The organism is Pseudarthrobacter sp. B4EP4b, from assembly GCF_006680095.1.
Taxonomy (GTDB): domain Bacteria; phylum Actinomycetota; class Actinomycetes; order Actinomycetales; family Micrococcaceae; genus Arthrobacter.
The window spans coordinates 47,203-60,518 of sequence record NZ_VHIJ01000064.1 but is presented as its reverse complement, the minus strand read 5'-3'; the positions used below and the strand labels follow the sequence as shown (position 1 = coordinate 60,518).

The window sequence follows — 13,316 nt, the reverse complement described above, 5'->3', positions numbered from 1 at the left end:
CTTGGGTTGCGGTTAGGCGAGTGTTGAGACCGCGAGTTTCAGTATTGCCGCTGCGCCTCCCTCAGCCGATAACCAGTTTTCCTGGCTGCAGGCTGAGGGGAAGACGAGATCAGTCAGGACCACCTTGCCGCCTTGGGCAAAGACCTCCACCGAGCAATGGTCGACGACGATCTGCAGCTTGAGCACGCCGTCCTCAAGGACCAGCGGGGCCGACTCCACGGAAGGAAACTTCTTGTGGAAGCCCGTGTTGCCGGACTGCCTGCGATCCAGGGCGAGTTGGGCGGTGGCGGCGTTGTAACTGAGCACGGTCCCCGTGCTTCCGTCCTCAGTTGCGAAGAGATGGAAGGCCACGTGCCCGGTGCTTCCCGGCAGGATCTCCGCCTCGATGATGTGGGCGCTGCCCGCTACGGCCGCTGGCAATCGGAGGTTCGAATCCCGCAGCTCAAAGGCATCCCAGGTCAGTTGGTCCCTGTCAGCAGGAACCTCGTTCCCGGTGCCGGGGCCGGCCAGCAACGGTTGCTGGATCAGGCGGGCTGCACCGTTGACGGCGGTGAGGCGCAGTTCCCTCGCAAGGGTCATTGAGGACCGCCAGGGGGCGGTGGGCAGCTGGTTGGCGTAGTCCCAGTTGTTCATCCAGCCGATGATGATGCGTCGGTCATCCGGGGCGTTGCTGAAGGACACGGAGGCGTAGCAGTCACGTCCCCAGTCCAGCCAGAGGCATTCCTGCAAGGCTTCAGCGGCCGCCGTGGGGTCGCCGATGGCCGCCACTCCTGCCGGCGCCACCACGGAACCGGGATCCGGGGCGAAGTGGACGCCGTCGAAACCGCCCACAAAGTACTGGCCGCCGGACCCGCCGGCCACCGCGCCGGGGTTGACGTTCACGATCAGGACCCACTTGATGTTCTCCGGCTCGCCGTCCACTGCCAGGGGAAAGAGGTCAGGGCATTCCCATTCGCCTTGGTCGGCGTTGGCCGGGCCGAAGTCGCTGAGGAACTCCCAGGACTTGAGGTCCTCCGACCGGTAGAAGACCACCGTTTGGTGCTGCGCTTCGACGGCGACCATGACCCAGAACCCCCCATCGCGCCCTTGATAGCGGATCACTTTGGGATCGCGGAAGTGGGCTGAGTTGCGGGTGAGGACTGGGTTTGCGCCGTACTTCTGCCATGTCAACCCCGCGTCTGTGCTGTAGGCCAGGGACTGGGCCTGGGTGCCGCTGTGTTCCGACGCGGCTTTGAAGGCACTGGTGTAGATGGCTACGAGGGCAGGTGCGTCCGCCGTGCCGAAACCGGACGTGTTGCCGTGGTCCACCACAACGCTTCCGGAAAAGATGTCCTCTGTCTCGTCGCAGGCAATGGCCACAGGATGCTCGGTCCAGTGCAGCAAATCATGGGACGTGGCGTGGCCCCAGGACATATTGCCCCAAACGTTGCCGAACGGGTTGTTCTGGAAGAAGAGGTGGTACACGCCGTCGTGGAAAACCAGGCCGTTGGGATCGTTCAGCCAGGTATCCCTTGCCGTGAAGTGGATGGCAGGCCGGTACCCGGCGGTCCCGGCCGGGGCTGTTTCCTGGCGTGCGGCATGAAGGTAACTGGTCATGTCTGGCGTTCCTCTTGCGGAAGTGGGAAGTGGGAAGTGGTAAAGGGAAGGGGCTGGCTGCCTATTGCCGGGGAGCCGCGATGGAATCGCGGCTCACCAGCGGGCAGCTGAGAATAGTCGGGTGAAGTGCCATGAGGGAAAGATCGGTCTTGCCTTCAACGGCGTCAATCAGGTGCTCGGTGGCCCAGGCACCCATCTCGTAGTGCGGAAGGGCCACGGTAGTGAGGCCGGGGTGGAGGTTGGCGGCGATCAGTTCCTGGTCATCAAAGCCCACTACCGAGAGATCGGCGGGGATGGAGAGACCCAGTTCCGCAGCCGCGCGGTAGGCGCCCATGGCCATCCGGTCGTTGTAGCAGAACAATGCGGTAGGCCGGTCATCCCGGGACAGCATCCGGCGGGCCGCCGCATAGCCGCCGTGCACCTCGGACACCTCCGACTCCACGGGTGCCGCTTCGCCGTCGAGCCCTGCTTCCTTCAGCGTGGTCCGGAAGGCATGGAGCCGCTGGCGGGTCGCGGGGACATCGTCGGTGTTGTTAAGGAAGCCGATCCGCCGGTGCCCGGACCCGAGCAATGCTTCCACCGCGGTGCGGGCACCGCCTTCCTCATCCGGGATGACGGCGGTGATGTTTCCGCCGGCGGCCACCGAGTCCACCAGGACGGAGGGGACGCTGCCGAGATTGGCCGGCAGCTCCACGATGCGGTGGTACATGGTGGCGTAGAGGATGCCGTCAACCCGGCGTTCCAGGAGGGCCTGAACATCGTCCCGCCGGGATTCGAGGCTGGCTGAGCCGGAGGTGTTGATAATCATGAGGTTGTACCCGCGCGCTTTGGCAGCCTCCTCGGCGCCCAGGATGATCCGGCCGGCGTGGGGCGTGGTGGCAATATCTTCGCTCACCAGGCCCAGCATGCCTGTCCTCTGGGTGCGGAGAGCCTGGGCCAGGCGGTTTGGGCCGTACCCCAGCTGTTCCGCGGCGGACCGCACCTTGTCCCTGGTTTCAGGGCTGATCCGGGCATAGGACACCTCATTGAGCACGTGGGAGACAGTTGTCACGGACACGCCGGCGGCGGTGGCCACGTCCTTGATCCCGATGTTCTTGTTGCTCATCTGTCTCCCACGTCCTTATGGTCGGTGATGCCCCTGGGCGTCATCAGTAGGCTACTGGTTATTGGTGGTCTAGCCCTTGACCGCGCCGAGCGTCATGCCTGCGACGATCTTCCGCTGCAAAAGCAGGGTCAGGAGGATGACCGGGATGGAGTACACAGCGGCCAGGGCTGTCATGGACCCCCAGTCCAGGCCGAACTGGGTCTGGAAGTTCGCAATCACCACCGGCGTTGTCTGGGAACGGATCGCCGTCATCAGCAGTGCGAACAGGAACTCGTTCCAGGAGGCCAGGAAGGCAAAGATCGCGGTAACGGCGATGCCGCCGGACACCACCGGGATCACCACCCGCCACAGGGCTCCGAGCCTGCTGCAACCGTCCACAGTGGCCGCTTCCTCCAGGTCCTTGGGCACCGCTTCGAAGAAGCTGGACATCAGCCAGATGGAGAGCGGCAGCGAGATGGTGGTGTGGGCGATGGACAGTGCGATGGGTGTATCGGCCAGGCCCATGGACGCCATCATCGAGGCCAGCGGTATGCCGATGGCCACCGGCGGCACCATGCGGGTAACCAGTGCGGCCATGATGAAGATCCGGCCGCTGAGGGTCTGGTACCTGGTGATGCCGTACGCCGCGGGTACCGCCAGCACCAATGACAGCAGGGTGCTGATGATGGCCGTCTGGATGCTGTTGATGAAGGAAGCCAGCACACCGCTGCGGCCCAAGGCGTTGGCGTAGTTCTCCAGCGTCCATTCCTTCGGCAGGATGGTGGGCGGCACCGCGATGGTATCGATGGGGGTCTTGAAGGATGTGAAGAGCAGGTACAGGAACGGGAACCCGTAGAGCACCATGGCTGCTGCCAGAAGCACCCAGAGCAGGGTCCTGGTGCTCCGGCGGCCTGCTTCCAGGCCTTCACGGTTGACGCCCCGGCGCTTGCGTCCGCTGCCGCTTCCGGTGGTTGGCACGGAAGGTCCCGCAATTGCTGCAGGTGACTTCCCGGCGTCGTTCTTAATTCGCTCGGCGACGCGCATCAGCTGTCCTTTCCTGGCCGCCAGATGGTGGACACCGCAACAAACGCGACGGCGAGCATGGCCAGCAGGTAGAGGGTGCCCATGGCACTGGCCAGTCCGGGATCGCCGAAGCGGATCATGGTCCGGTAGATCAGCAGGCTCATGGTTTCGGAGGCGGACTGCGGGCCGCCGTTGGTCTGGATGAGGATGGTGTCGAAGGCCCGGGCCGCATCAATGCCGCGGACCACCAGCGCGACGGCGATGACCGGGCGCAGGAGGGGCAGGATGATGCGGAACAGCAGGGCCGGTGCGCGGGCACCGTCGAGGCGGGCCGCCTCGATCAGGTCACCCGGGATGTTCTGCAGGCCGGCGAAGAGCACCAGGCACATAAAGGACGTGGTCAGCCAGATATCCGGAATGGCCACGGAGTAGAGCACGATGTTCGGGTCCGAGAGCCAGCCGATCTGGTTGGGGTTGGACAGGATGCCGGCCTGGTGCAGGAGGGTTCCGATGAGGCCGAAGTTATCGATCATCAGGAACTTCCAGAGGAGCCCTGCCACGATCGGGGCGATCATCAGCGGGTACATGAACACTGTCCGCCAGATTTGGGAGCTGCGCCCAAGGGTGGTGAACAGCAGGGCCATGCCCAGGCCGAGGGCGAATTCGAGGGTGACCACGATGACGGTGTAGCCCAGGGTCCGCCAGCCCGCGCCGGTGAAGGCTTCGGAGGCGAAAGCCCGGAAGTAGTTGTCCAGGCCCACGAAGTCGCGGGGACCGCCGGCAATCGGTGAGATCTTGAAGAAGCTGTCCGCAACGAGGCGGAACAGCGGGAACGCGACAAACACTGCCAGGAACAGCGCCGCTGGTGTCATCAGGAACAATGCGAAGCGGCGATCGGAGATGCGCACGGTTTTCTCTTCCGCTGGTTGGGGGCCGCGGCCGGCACCGGCTACCCAGGTGCCGGCCGCGGGGGTCTTACTTGACGAGGTCCTCGATCTGCTTCTTGGCGTCTGCGAGGAGGGTGGCGGAGTCACCGCCGGCCACGGCTTTCTGCAGCATGGGGACCAGCACTGTGTCCACGATCTGCTGCCACTTTTCGGTGGCCGGGCGGGTGGCCGTGGCCTTGCCGTTGAGGGTTTCGATCAGCGGACCAAAGCTCTCGTAGCCTGCCTTGTCCTGGTACTTCTCAAAGGCTGAGATGCGGGACGCCAGGCCGAGGCTGGACTCGATGCCCATGCTGTTGTTGTCATAGGCGCACTTGATGAACTTCTTGGCGGCGTCCGTGTTCTTGGTGGCCTTGGGGACAGTGAGGTACCAGGGCCCCGGGACTCCGCCAATGCCGGCGGACCCGGCGATCATCGGAGCGGTGCCCACTTTGCCGGCCACCGGTGAATCCTTGGGGATCTGCCGGTAGGCATGGGCCCAGAAGCGCGTCATCGCGGTCTTGCCCTGGTTGAACAGGTTCTGCGCGGCAGCCCAGTCCACCTGGGCGGCGCCTGACGGAGCGGACTTGACCAGGCTGACGTAGAAGTCCAGGGCTTCCTTGTGGGCGGCGTTGTCGATGACCACCTTGTCCCCGTCCAGGACCATGGGGGAGCCTGCCTGCAGGACGTGGGCGAGCCATTCGGTTTCCACGCCGCCCTTGACGTCGGTGCCGTACATACCGTCCTTGGTGAAGAATTCGGCGATGTCCTGGTACTGCTTCCAGGTGGTGGGGGCGGCGAGCTCATAGCCGTACTTGGCCTGGAAATCCGCCTTGTTCTTGGCGTCCTCGAAGAGGTCCTTGCGGTACAGGATGATCTCGGCGTTGGTCCAGGCAGGCAGGCCGATGAAGTGCCCGTCCACATTCGCTTCCTTGACCAGGGCCGGGAAGATGTCCTTCTTGGCTTCATCGGTGAAAATCTCGTCGATGGGCTGGACGGCGTCCTTGAAGCTGGGCAGCCAGACCGAGTCCAGTGCTGCGACGTCGAAGGAAACGTTGCCGGAGGAGAACTCGCTGGAGAGGCGGTTGAACATGCCGTCGTAGGGCAGCTCGACGAAGTTGACGTTGACTCCGGCGTCCTTTTTGCACTGTTCGGCGACGCCGGTCAGCTCGGCGTGGCCGCCTGCCTCCACCAGGACGTTGACGGTGCTGGTGCCGGCGCTACCCGTGGTGGACGGGCCCCCCGCGCCGCACCCGGTGGCTGCCAGTGCCACGGCGGTGCAGACGCCGCCGATGGTGACGAACCTGTTGATGGTCTTTCGAGTGGACATCGCTGTCGACTCACTTTCTCTCGAACGGAAATGGCGAGACAATGCTTGGGGTGAAAAATCGTTTTGCTAAAACGACTTGGCAACACCATAAGACGCGTTTCGGGGACGTGTCAAGAGTCACCTTCGTCTCGGACAAATCGTTTTTTCAAAAACGGGCAGAATGATCAGAGATTCATCCCCCTCGCAAGCGGTGGTCAACCTGTTCGATTGACTTTCGATAGGTAGTAGCCGAAACTCGATGCATGAAGATCAATCACCTGGCAGTCATTGCCCTCCGGATCGTCCTTGTGGGGGCTTTCCTCCTCCTGGCCCTGTTCCAAGTGATGTCCCTGCCGGGCCAGTTCGCCCACATGGCAGCGGAAAACCCGGAGCGGGCCTACCTGCAGTGGCCGCTCACGATCTTCGCCATCCTTGAGGTGGCGTGCGTCCAGGTGGTGATCGTCAGCACCTGGAAGCTGCTCACCATGGTCAAGCGCGACCAGATCTTCAGTTCGCGGGCTTTTGTCTGGGTGGATGCAATTATGTGGGCCATCGCGGCGGCCTGGACCATGCTGGCGGTGTTCTCCGCCATTGTGGTCCTCAATGCCGATGACCCGGGCGTGCCGCTCCTGCTGATCCTGATGCTGGCGGCCGGGGCCGCCGTCGGGCTGGTGGTGGTGGTGCTCCGCGCCCTGCTCCGGCAGGCCGCGGACCTCCGCTCGGATATGGAAGCGGTGATCTGATGCCCATCGTGGTGCGCATCGACGTCGAACTGGCCCGGCAGAAGATGAGCGTGGGGGAGTTCGCCGAGCGCGTGGGCCTGACGCCCGCCAACGTGGCGGTGCTCAAAAACGGACGCGCGAAGGCCGTCCGCTTCAGCACGCTGGAGGCCATGTGCCGCGTCCTGAACTGCCAACCGGGCGACCTGCTGGAGTTCGTGGAGGACTGACGGACGTCCGGCTACGGCAGGCGTTAAGAAAGCGTTAAGATCCCCGGAATTCCGGGCGGGAGGCGCGAGGCCCGGTGCTAGGCTCCGTTAGTTATCAGCACAGCGTCGCGCCTGGAACCGGGGAACTTGCGCCCGTAACGGGCACCAAAGAAAGACACGTCCTTGACGGCTTCCGCCCGGTCTTCCCTTCCCGCCATCGTTCCCAACCCGGAGCTTGAAACCGAACCGCGGAGCGCATTAGCCAAGTGGCTGCTGGAACACCGGGTCAGCCAGCCCGTCGGCCCCGAGGCCGATGAAGCCCACGCCGCACAGCAGAGCTGGTGGAAGGTCATGTGCCTCACCGGCGTGGACTACTTCTCCACCCTGTCCTACCTGCCGGGCATCGCAGCGCTCGCCGCCGGCGCCCTTTCGCCGCTGGCCACCATGCTCATCGTGGCCCTGACGCTCCTGGGCATGCTTCCCATGTACCGGCGGGTGGCCAGGGAAAGCCCGCACGGGCAGGGATCGGTGGCCATGCTCGAACGGCTCCTGCCCTTCTGGCGCGGCAAAGTTTTTGTGCTGGTCCTGCTGGGCTTCGTTGCCACCTCGTGGATCATCACCATCACCCTCTCGGCGGCCGACGCCACCGTGCACCTGCTCGAGAACCCGTACCTGCCGCCCTTCCTGGAAGGCCAGGCGGTAGGCATTACCGTCTTCTTCCTCCTGGTGCTCGGCGCCGTTTTCCTGATGGGCTTTTCCGAAGCCGTCGCCGTCGCAATTCCATTGGTGGCCGTGTTCCTGGTGATGAACGCGATCATCATCGGGGCCGGCATTACCGAGGTTCTCGCAACTCCGGGCGCGCTTGGAACGTGGACCGACGCCCTGGCCTCCTCCGGCGGCGGACCGGGCGGAATCGTGGGTCCGGCCCTGATGGCCTTCCCGCTGCTGGTCCTGGGACTCTCCGGCTTCGAGACCGGCGTCAGCATGATGCCCCTGGTGTCCTCCAAAGGCGCCACCCCTGAGGAAAAGCTGGCCAGCCGGGTGCGCAACACGCGCAGGCTGCTCACGACGGCGGCACTCATCATGAGCGTCTACCTGCTGGGAAGCAGCTTCGTCACCACCGTCCTGATCCCGGCCGAGGAGTTCCAGGCCGGGGGACAGGCCAACGGCCGCGCCCTGGCGTACCTGGCCCACGAGCATCTCGGCAACGGATTCGGGTCCGTCTATGACGTGAGCAGCATCCTCATCCTGTGGTTCGCCGGCGCCTCCGCGATGGCCGGCCTGATCAACATCGTCCCCCGCTACCTGCCCTCCTACGGCATGGCCCCGGACTGGTCCCGCGCCGTCCGTCCCGTGGTGCTCGTCTACACCGCCATCAGCATCCTGATCACCATCGGCTTCAATGCCGACGTGAACGCCCAGGCCGGCGCCTACGCCACCGGCATCCTGGCCATGATGGTCTCCGGCGCCATCGCCGTCACCATCTCCGCCATCCGCCGCAAACAGCGGGCCGCCGCCGTAGGCTTCACCCTGCTCACCCTGGTGATGCTCTACGCACTGGCGGCCAACGTCATTGAAAAACCGGACGGCCTGGCCATCTCCGGGTTCTTCATCCTGGGCATTGTGGCCGTCTCCCTTGTCTCCCGCATCAGCCGCACCACCGAGCTGCGGGTGGACAGGATCGAGTTCGACGACGATGCGCGCCGGTTCATCAGCGACACCCTGGATTACGACGGCCGGATCAACCTCATTGCCAACCGGCCGCAGGGGCGTGACGCCGCTGAGTACGCGGACAAGGAAGCAGTGCAGCGGGAGAACAACCCCGTGCCCGGGACGGCCGATGTCATATTCCTGGAAATCGACATCACGGATCCGTCCGAGTTCAGCGACACGTTGCAGGTCCACGGGGTTGAAGTGGCCGGCCACCGGGTCCTGCGCGCCCAGAGCCCTGCCGCCCCCAACGCCATCGCAGCCATCCTCCTGGCCCTGCGCGACGGCACGGGCGTCAAGCCGCACGCCTACTTTGAATGGTCTGAAGGGAACCCCTTGGCCCACCTCATGCGCTACCTGCTCCTGGGCCGCGGCGACACTGCGCCTGTGGTCCGGGAAATCATCCGCGAGAACGAACCGGACCCGGCCCGGCGGCCGGGCATCCACGTGGGATGAGCCTCCGAAGGAGCCTCCCGCCGTCGGAACCTGCCAAACCGGGTCCCGACCCCGCCAGCGTGGCCGCCGTCCAAAAGATGCTGCGGGACGCCAAAAACGAAAGGGAGGGCCGGAAGGCAAACGTCGTTCGCAGGATCATGACCCACCCGGTCAGGGCTGTTCCCGTTGCCTTCCTGATGGTCATCCTCATCGGCGCGGCACTGCTGATGCTTCCGGCCTCACGAACCGATCCCGACGCTGATGCGTTTATGGACTCCCTGTTCACCTCGGTATCGGCCGTGTGCGTCACGGGCCTGGTCACCGTGGATACGGCAACATTCTGGACCCCGTTCGGGCACGTGGTCATCCTGGCGCTCATCCAGGTGGGCGGCTTTGGCATCATGACGCTGGCCACCCTCCTGGCGCTGCTGGTCCGCAAGAGCATCGGCCTGCGCGGCCAGCTCGTGGCCCAGACGGAAACCCACACCCTGAACCTTGGCGACGTCCGGGCAGTGCTGCTGCGGGTAGCGAAAATCATGTTGACCTTCGAGGCCGCAACGGCCGCGATCCTCACAGCGCGGTTCTGGATCGCCTACGACCAGAACCCCGGAACTGCCCTCTGGCACGGGATCTTCCACGCCATCTCCGCCTTCAATAACGCCGGCTTCTCGGTCTACAGCAACAACCTCATCGGCTTCGCCGAGGACCCGTGGATCATCACCCCCATCTGCCTGGCCATCATTGCCGGCGGGCTGGGGTTCCCGGTGATCATCCAGCTCACCCGCGGCGAGACCAAACCCCGGAACTGGACTGTCCACCTGCGCCTGACCATCTATGGAACGCTGTTCCTCCTGATCGCCGGCATGGCGCTGTTCGCGGCGTTTGAGTGGAACCGGAACGAAACCCTCGGCCCGCTCTCCCTCACCGGCAAGATCCTCGGTTCCTTCGCCGGCAGCGTCTTTCCCCGTACTGCCGGCTTCAACAGCATCGACTACGGCGCCGCAGCCCCGGAAACGCTGATGGTCACCAACATCCTGATGTTCATCGGCGGCGGCAGCGCCGGCACCGCCGGCGGCATCAAGATCACCACCTTTTTGGTGCTGGGCTTCGCCATCTGGAATGAGGTCCGGGGCCGTGACCAGGTGACTATCGCCCACCGGTCCGTTAGTTCCTCTTCCCAGCGCCAGGCCTTGTCCGTGGCACTGCTGGGGGTCGCCGCCGTGGTGATCGGAACCATGCTGCTGCTCATCTTCACCGACTACAGCCTGGAGAAGGTGCTGTTCGAGTCCATCTCGGCGTTCGGCACCGTGGGAATGAGCACTGGTATCACCTACAACCTTCCCCCGTCCGCGGAATGGGTGCTGATGGCGCTGATGTTCACGGGCCGCATCGGCACCGTGACGTTGGCGTCCGCCCTGGCCCTCTCGGCACGGCCGCGCCTGTACCGCCTCCCCGAGGAACGCCCCATCATCGGCTGAGGGAAAGATTCCATCAAGCCGGAGCCAGTCCTAGGATTCCCCGCCCTGCCGCGATTAGTATCTGAGGCAACACGAAGTAACCCTACTTATTACCTCTGGAAGCCGGTGCGGCATGGTCGAAACAGTCACTTCAGCAGTTTCGCCCGTTATCCGGCGGAACAACGTCACCATATCCGGGCAGGCGGACGGGCCGGTGATGCTGTTTGCCCACGGCTACGGCTGCGACCAGGACATGTGGCGCCGGCTCCTGCCCTACTTCAGCGACACCTATCGGCTGGTGCTCTTTGACAACGTGGGCGCGGGCCGCTCGGACGTGGACGCCTACGACCGCGAAAAGTACGCGTCGCTGGACGGTTACGCGGCGGACCTCCTGGAAATCTGCGATGCCCTGGAGCTGGAAGACGTCATCCTGGTGGCGCACAGCGTCAGCGCGATGGTTGCGGTGATCGCTGCCGCGCGGGAGCCGCAGCGGTTCTCCCGGCTGGTCCTGGTGGCACCTTCCCCGCGCTACATCAATGACTTAGCCGATGGTTACGTGGGCGGGTTCTCGCAGGAGGACATTGAAGGCCTGCTTGCTTCGCTGGACAGCAACTACTTCGCCTGGGCTGAGGCGCTGGCACCGATGGCCATGGGCCACCCGGAGGCGCCGGAGCTTTCGGAGGAACTCCGGAGCAGTTTCTGCCGGACCAATCCTTCCATAGCCCGGCATTTCGCGCGGGTCACCTTCCTCTCGGACACCAGGCCCATGCTGGAGCAGGTGGGGACTGACAGCCTGATCCTGCAATGCTCCGATGACCTGCTTGCGCCGCCGGAGGTGGGTTCCTATGTACACGAGCATCTGGAACGAAGCACGCTGGTGCAGCTCCAGGCCACCGGCCACTGCCCGCACGTCAGTGCACCGGAAGACACCGCCCGGGCCATCCTGGACTATCTATCGGCCAGTACGTGACAGGTTCCGACGAGCCGGACCGGGCCGATTTTGAAGCGCTGTTCCACCAGGCGCCCTGCGGATACCTGATCACTGACGACGCCGGACACATCACCGCGGTCAACGACACCTTCGTGCGCTGGTCGGGTTACACCCGCCACAGTCTGGTCGGATCCACGTTGCAGTCCCTGATGCCCGTGGGGGACCAGATCCTCTATTCCACGCACTGCATCCCGCAACTTGGCATCAACGGCTCTGTGTCCGAAATAGCTGTTGAAATCATCCACGCCGATGGCGGCCGCCGGGCTGCGTTGCTCTCGGCGTCACGGTCTCCGGGCTCCGGAGGGCAGCCCGCCATCGTCCGCGTGATCGTTTTCAGCGCCCACGAACGACGGATGTATGAAAAGGAACTGGTATCGGCAGTGCGGGCTGCCGAGGAATCCGAAGCCCGCCGGGCGGAGGCTGAAAAGGAACTGCAGCGGCTCGCCCTGCATGACGCGCTGACCGGCCTACCCAACCGGGCGGGACTAAAGGCCAAGCTGGACGCGGTTCCAGGAACTGGCGCCAAGGGCAGCGGCCGGCTGGCCGTCCTGTTCATCGACCTCGACCACTTCAAGGCCGTTAATGACAGCCTGGGCCATTCGGCGGGGGATGAGCTGCTGGTCTCCGTTGCGGAGCGCCTGGCAAAAGCAGCTCCGGATGCAAGTGCTGTGGCCCGGCTTTCCGGGGACGAGTTCGTGGTGGTGGGCCCCTTCACCGGCCCCGGGGAAGCCACTGCCCTCGCGGCGGAACTGCTGGAGATCCTCAAGACGCCGATCCAGATCGAGGACCTGGAAATAGTCACCTCCGCCAGCATTGGAGTAGCTGCCGCCCAGGGGGAGGAGGAAGGCCTTGAAGAGCTGGTTCGCCGAGCGGATATCGCGATGTACCGGGCCAAGGAACTGGGGCGCAGCCGCTGGGAACTGCATGAACCCGCGGCGTCTGATCCCACCGTGGACCGGCTCCGCGCGCTGGGCGAACTCCGCCGGGGAATCAACGAGGGTGCGCTCCGCGTCCATTACCAGCCGCGCGTGGACCTGCGCACCGGGCGGACCATTGGAGTGGAGGCGCTGGTCCGGTGGCAACACCCAACCCGCGGACTGTTGCCGCCGTCGGAATTCATCACCATGGCTGAAGAATCCGGGCTGGTGCGCCCGCTGGGAGCCTGGGTCCTGGGCGAAACCCTCCGGCAGGCGGACAGCTGGCGCCGGGAAGGCCGCCGCGGCGCGGGCCTTGAGTTCGCCGTCAACCTCTCCGCCCGGCAGCTCAGCGACCCGGAGCTGGTGACGATGGTGGAAGGCGCACTGCAGCTACGGGACATTGATCCGTCACACCTGCTGCTGGAAATCACCGAAACGGCCCTGATGGCGGACCCTGACGCGGCACTTGAGTCGCTGACAGCCCTCAGGAATCTCGGTGTCAACCTCGCCGTGGACGATTTTGGTACGGGCTACTCAAGCCTGACGTACCTGAAGAAGTTCCCCATCGACGAGCTGAAGATCGACAGGTCCTTTATCAACGGGCTTGGTTCGGACTCCGGAGACTCGGCGATCGTGGGCAGCTGCATTGACCTGGCCCATGCGGTGGGCATCCGGGCCGTTGCCGAAGGCGTGGAGACGTCAGGGCAGGTGCAGACGCTGAGGGCGATGGGCTGCGACCTTGCGCAGGGCTACCACTTTGCCCGCCCGCTGCCTGCCCCGGCCCTGAAGGAGTGGCTGGACGCCCACGGTGACGGCGAACCCGCCATCGCATAAAAGGTTTCCACCGGACTGGGAGTGCGGCTACCCGTCTTTTCGGATACGGCTGCACTTCCAGTCGGTGGAAAGTCTAAGGAGAGAACAAAGTGTGCGGCCGGCACCACTG

11 protein-coding genes are annotated in these 13,316 nt (G+C 64.6%); 6 read left to right on the top strand and 5 right to left on the bottom strand.

From position 1 onward, the window contains the following. Nucleotides 1–12 precede the first annotated feature (12 nt). The 5 genes from FNL14_RS20540 to FNL14_RS20520 all read right to left on the bottom strand — a co-directional run bounded on the left by FNL14_RS20540 (nt 13) and on the right by FNL14_RS20520 (nt 5,956). Nucleotides 13–1,596: a glycoside hydrolase family 32 protein gene (locus FNL14_RS20540; protein ID WP_142063981.1), complete on the bottom strand. Its 1,584-nt coding sequence runs from the start codon at nt 1,594–1,596 to the stop codon at nt 13–15. Between the two features lie 61 nt (nt 1,597–1,657). After that, on the bottom strand, nt 1,658–2,701 hold the full coding sequence (locus FNL14_RS20535) for a LacI family DNA-binding transcriptional regulator (RefSeq protein WP_142063978.1): 1,044 nt from the start codon (nt 2,699–2,701) through the stop codon (nt 1,658–1,660). 69 nt (nt 2,702–2,770) lie between these two features. Continuing rightward, nucleotides 2,771–3,724: a carbohydrate ABC transporter permease gene (locus FNL14_RS20530; protein ID WP_142063975.1), complete on the bottom strand. Its 954-nt coding sequence runs from the start codon at nt 3,722–3,724 to the stop codon at nt 2,771–2,773. Next, the gene (locus FNL14_RS20525; RefSeq protein WP_091416348.1) at nt 3,724–4,611 is read right to left on the bottom strand and encodes a carbohydrate ABC transporter permease; all 888 of its coding nucleotides are present in this window, start codon (nt 4,609–4,611) and stop codon (nt 3,724–3,726) included. Before FNL14_RS20525 ends, FNL14_RS20530 begins: the two co-directional genes overlap by 1 nt. Before the next feature lie 67 nt (nt 4,612–4,678). After that, the gene (locus tag FNL14_RS20520) at nt 4,679–5,956 is read right to left on the bottom strand and encodes an ABC transporter substrate-binding protein (protein WP_091416346.1); all 1,278 of its coding nucleotides are present in this window, start codon (nt 5,954–5,956) and stop codon (nt 4,679–4,681) included. Nucleotides 5,957–6,198: 242 nt separating this feature from the next. Here FNL14_RS20520 and FNL14_RS20515 point away from each other — a divergent pair, with 242 nt between their 5' ends. The 6 genes from FNL14_RS20515 to FNL14_RS20490 all read left to right on the top strand — a co-directional run bounded on the left by FNL14_RS20515 (nt 6,199) and on the right by FNL14_RS20490 (nt 13,207). Further along, the gene (locus FNL14_RS20515) at nt 6,199–6,678 is read left to right on the top strand and encodes a DUF2975 domain-containing protein (protein ID WP_142063972.1); all 480 of its coding nucleotides are present in this window, start codon (nt 6,199–6,201) and stop codon (nt 6,676–6,678) included. Beyond that, complete coding sequence (locus FNL14_RS20510; protein ID WP_091416340.1) at nt 6,678–6,884, top strand: helix-turn-helix transcriptional regulator; 207 nt, start codon at nt 6,678–6,680, stop codon at nt 6,882–6,884. The genes FNL14_RS20515 and FNL14_RS20510 overlap by 1 nt, the downstream gene beginning before the upstream one ends. Nucleotides 6,885–7,046: 162 nt before the next feature. Next, nucleotides 7,047–9,029 carry an APC family permease gene (locus tag FNL14_RS20505; RefSeq protein WP_142063969.1) on the top strand — a complete coding sequence of 661 codons (1,983 nt, stop codon included), beginning with the start codon at nt 7,047–7,049 and terminating at the stop codon, nt 9,027–9,029. Beyond that, nucleotides 9,026–10,486 carry a TrkH family potassium uptake protein gene (locus tag FNL14_RS20500; protein WP_370455892.1) on the top strand — a complete coding sequence of 487 codons (1,461 nt, stop codon included), beginning with the start codon at nt 9,026–9,028 and terminating at the stop codon, nt 10,484–10,486. Before FNL14_RS20505 ends, FNL14_RS20500 begins: the two co-directional genes overlap by 4 nt. A 112-nt stretch (nt 10,487–10,598) precedes the next feature. After that, nucleotides 10,599–11,435 carry an alpha/beta fold hydrolase gene (locus tag FNL14_RS20495; RefSeq protein ID WP_142063966.1) on the top strand — a complete coding sequence of 279 codons (837 nt, stop codon included), beginning with the start codon at nt 10,599–10,601 and terminating at the stop codon, nt 11,433–11,435. Next, nucleotides 11,432–13,207, top strand: coding sequence for an EAL domain-containing protein (locus FNL14_RS20490; RefSeq protein WP_142063963.1), 1,776 nt, complete (start codon nt 11,432–11,434; stop codon nt 13,205–13,207). The genes FNL14_RS20495 and FNL14_RS20490 overlap by 4 nt, the downstream gene beginning before the upstream one ends. Nucleotides 13,208–13,316 lie beyond the last annotated feature (109 nt).

What these genes read in the sequence shown, in the direction of transcription:
- FNL14_RS20520 (WP_091416346.1), bottom strand. Translation starts at nt 5,956, where the DNA reads ATGTCCACTCGAAAGACCATCAACAGGTTCGTCACCATCGGCGGCGTC.
- FNL14_RS20495 (WP_142063966.1), top strand. Translation starts at nt 10,599, where the DNA reads ATGGTCGAAACAGTCACTTCAGCAGTTTCGCCCGTTATCCGGCGGAAC.
- FNL14_RS20510 (WP_091416340.1), top strand. Translation starts at nt 6,678, where the DNA reads ATGCCCATCGTGGTGCGCATCGACGTCGAACTGGCCCGGCAGAAGATG.
- FNL14_RS20530 (WP_142063975.1), bottom strand. Translation starts at nt 3,724, where the DNA reads ATGCGCGTCGCCGAGCGAATTAAGAACGACGCCGGGAAGTCACCTGCA.
- FNL14_RS20515 (WP_142063972.1), top strand. Translation starts at nt 6,199, where the DNA reads ATGAAGATCAATCACCTGGCAGTCATTGCCCTCCGGATCGTCCTTGTG.
- FNL14_RS20535 (WP_142063978.1), bottom strand. Translation starts at nt 2,701, where the DNA reads ATGAGCAACAAGAACATCGGGATCAAGGACGTGGCCACCGCCGCCGGC.
- FNL14_RS20500 (WP_370455892.1), top strand. Translation starts at nt 9,026, where the DNA reads ATGAGCCTCCGAAGGAGCCTCCCGCCGTCGGAACCTGCCAAACCGGGT.
- FNL14_RS20540 (WP_142063981.1), bottom strand. Translation starts at nt 1,596, where the DNA reads ATGACCAGTTACCTTCATGCCGCACGCCAGGAAACAGCCCCGGCCGGG.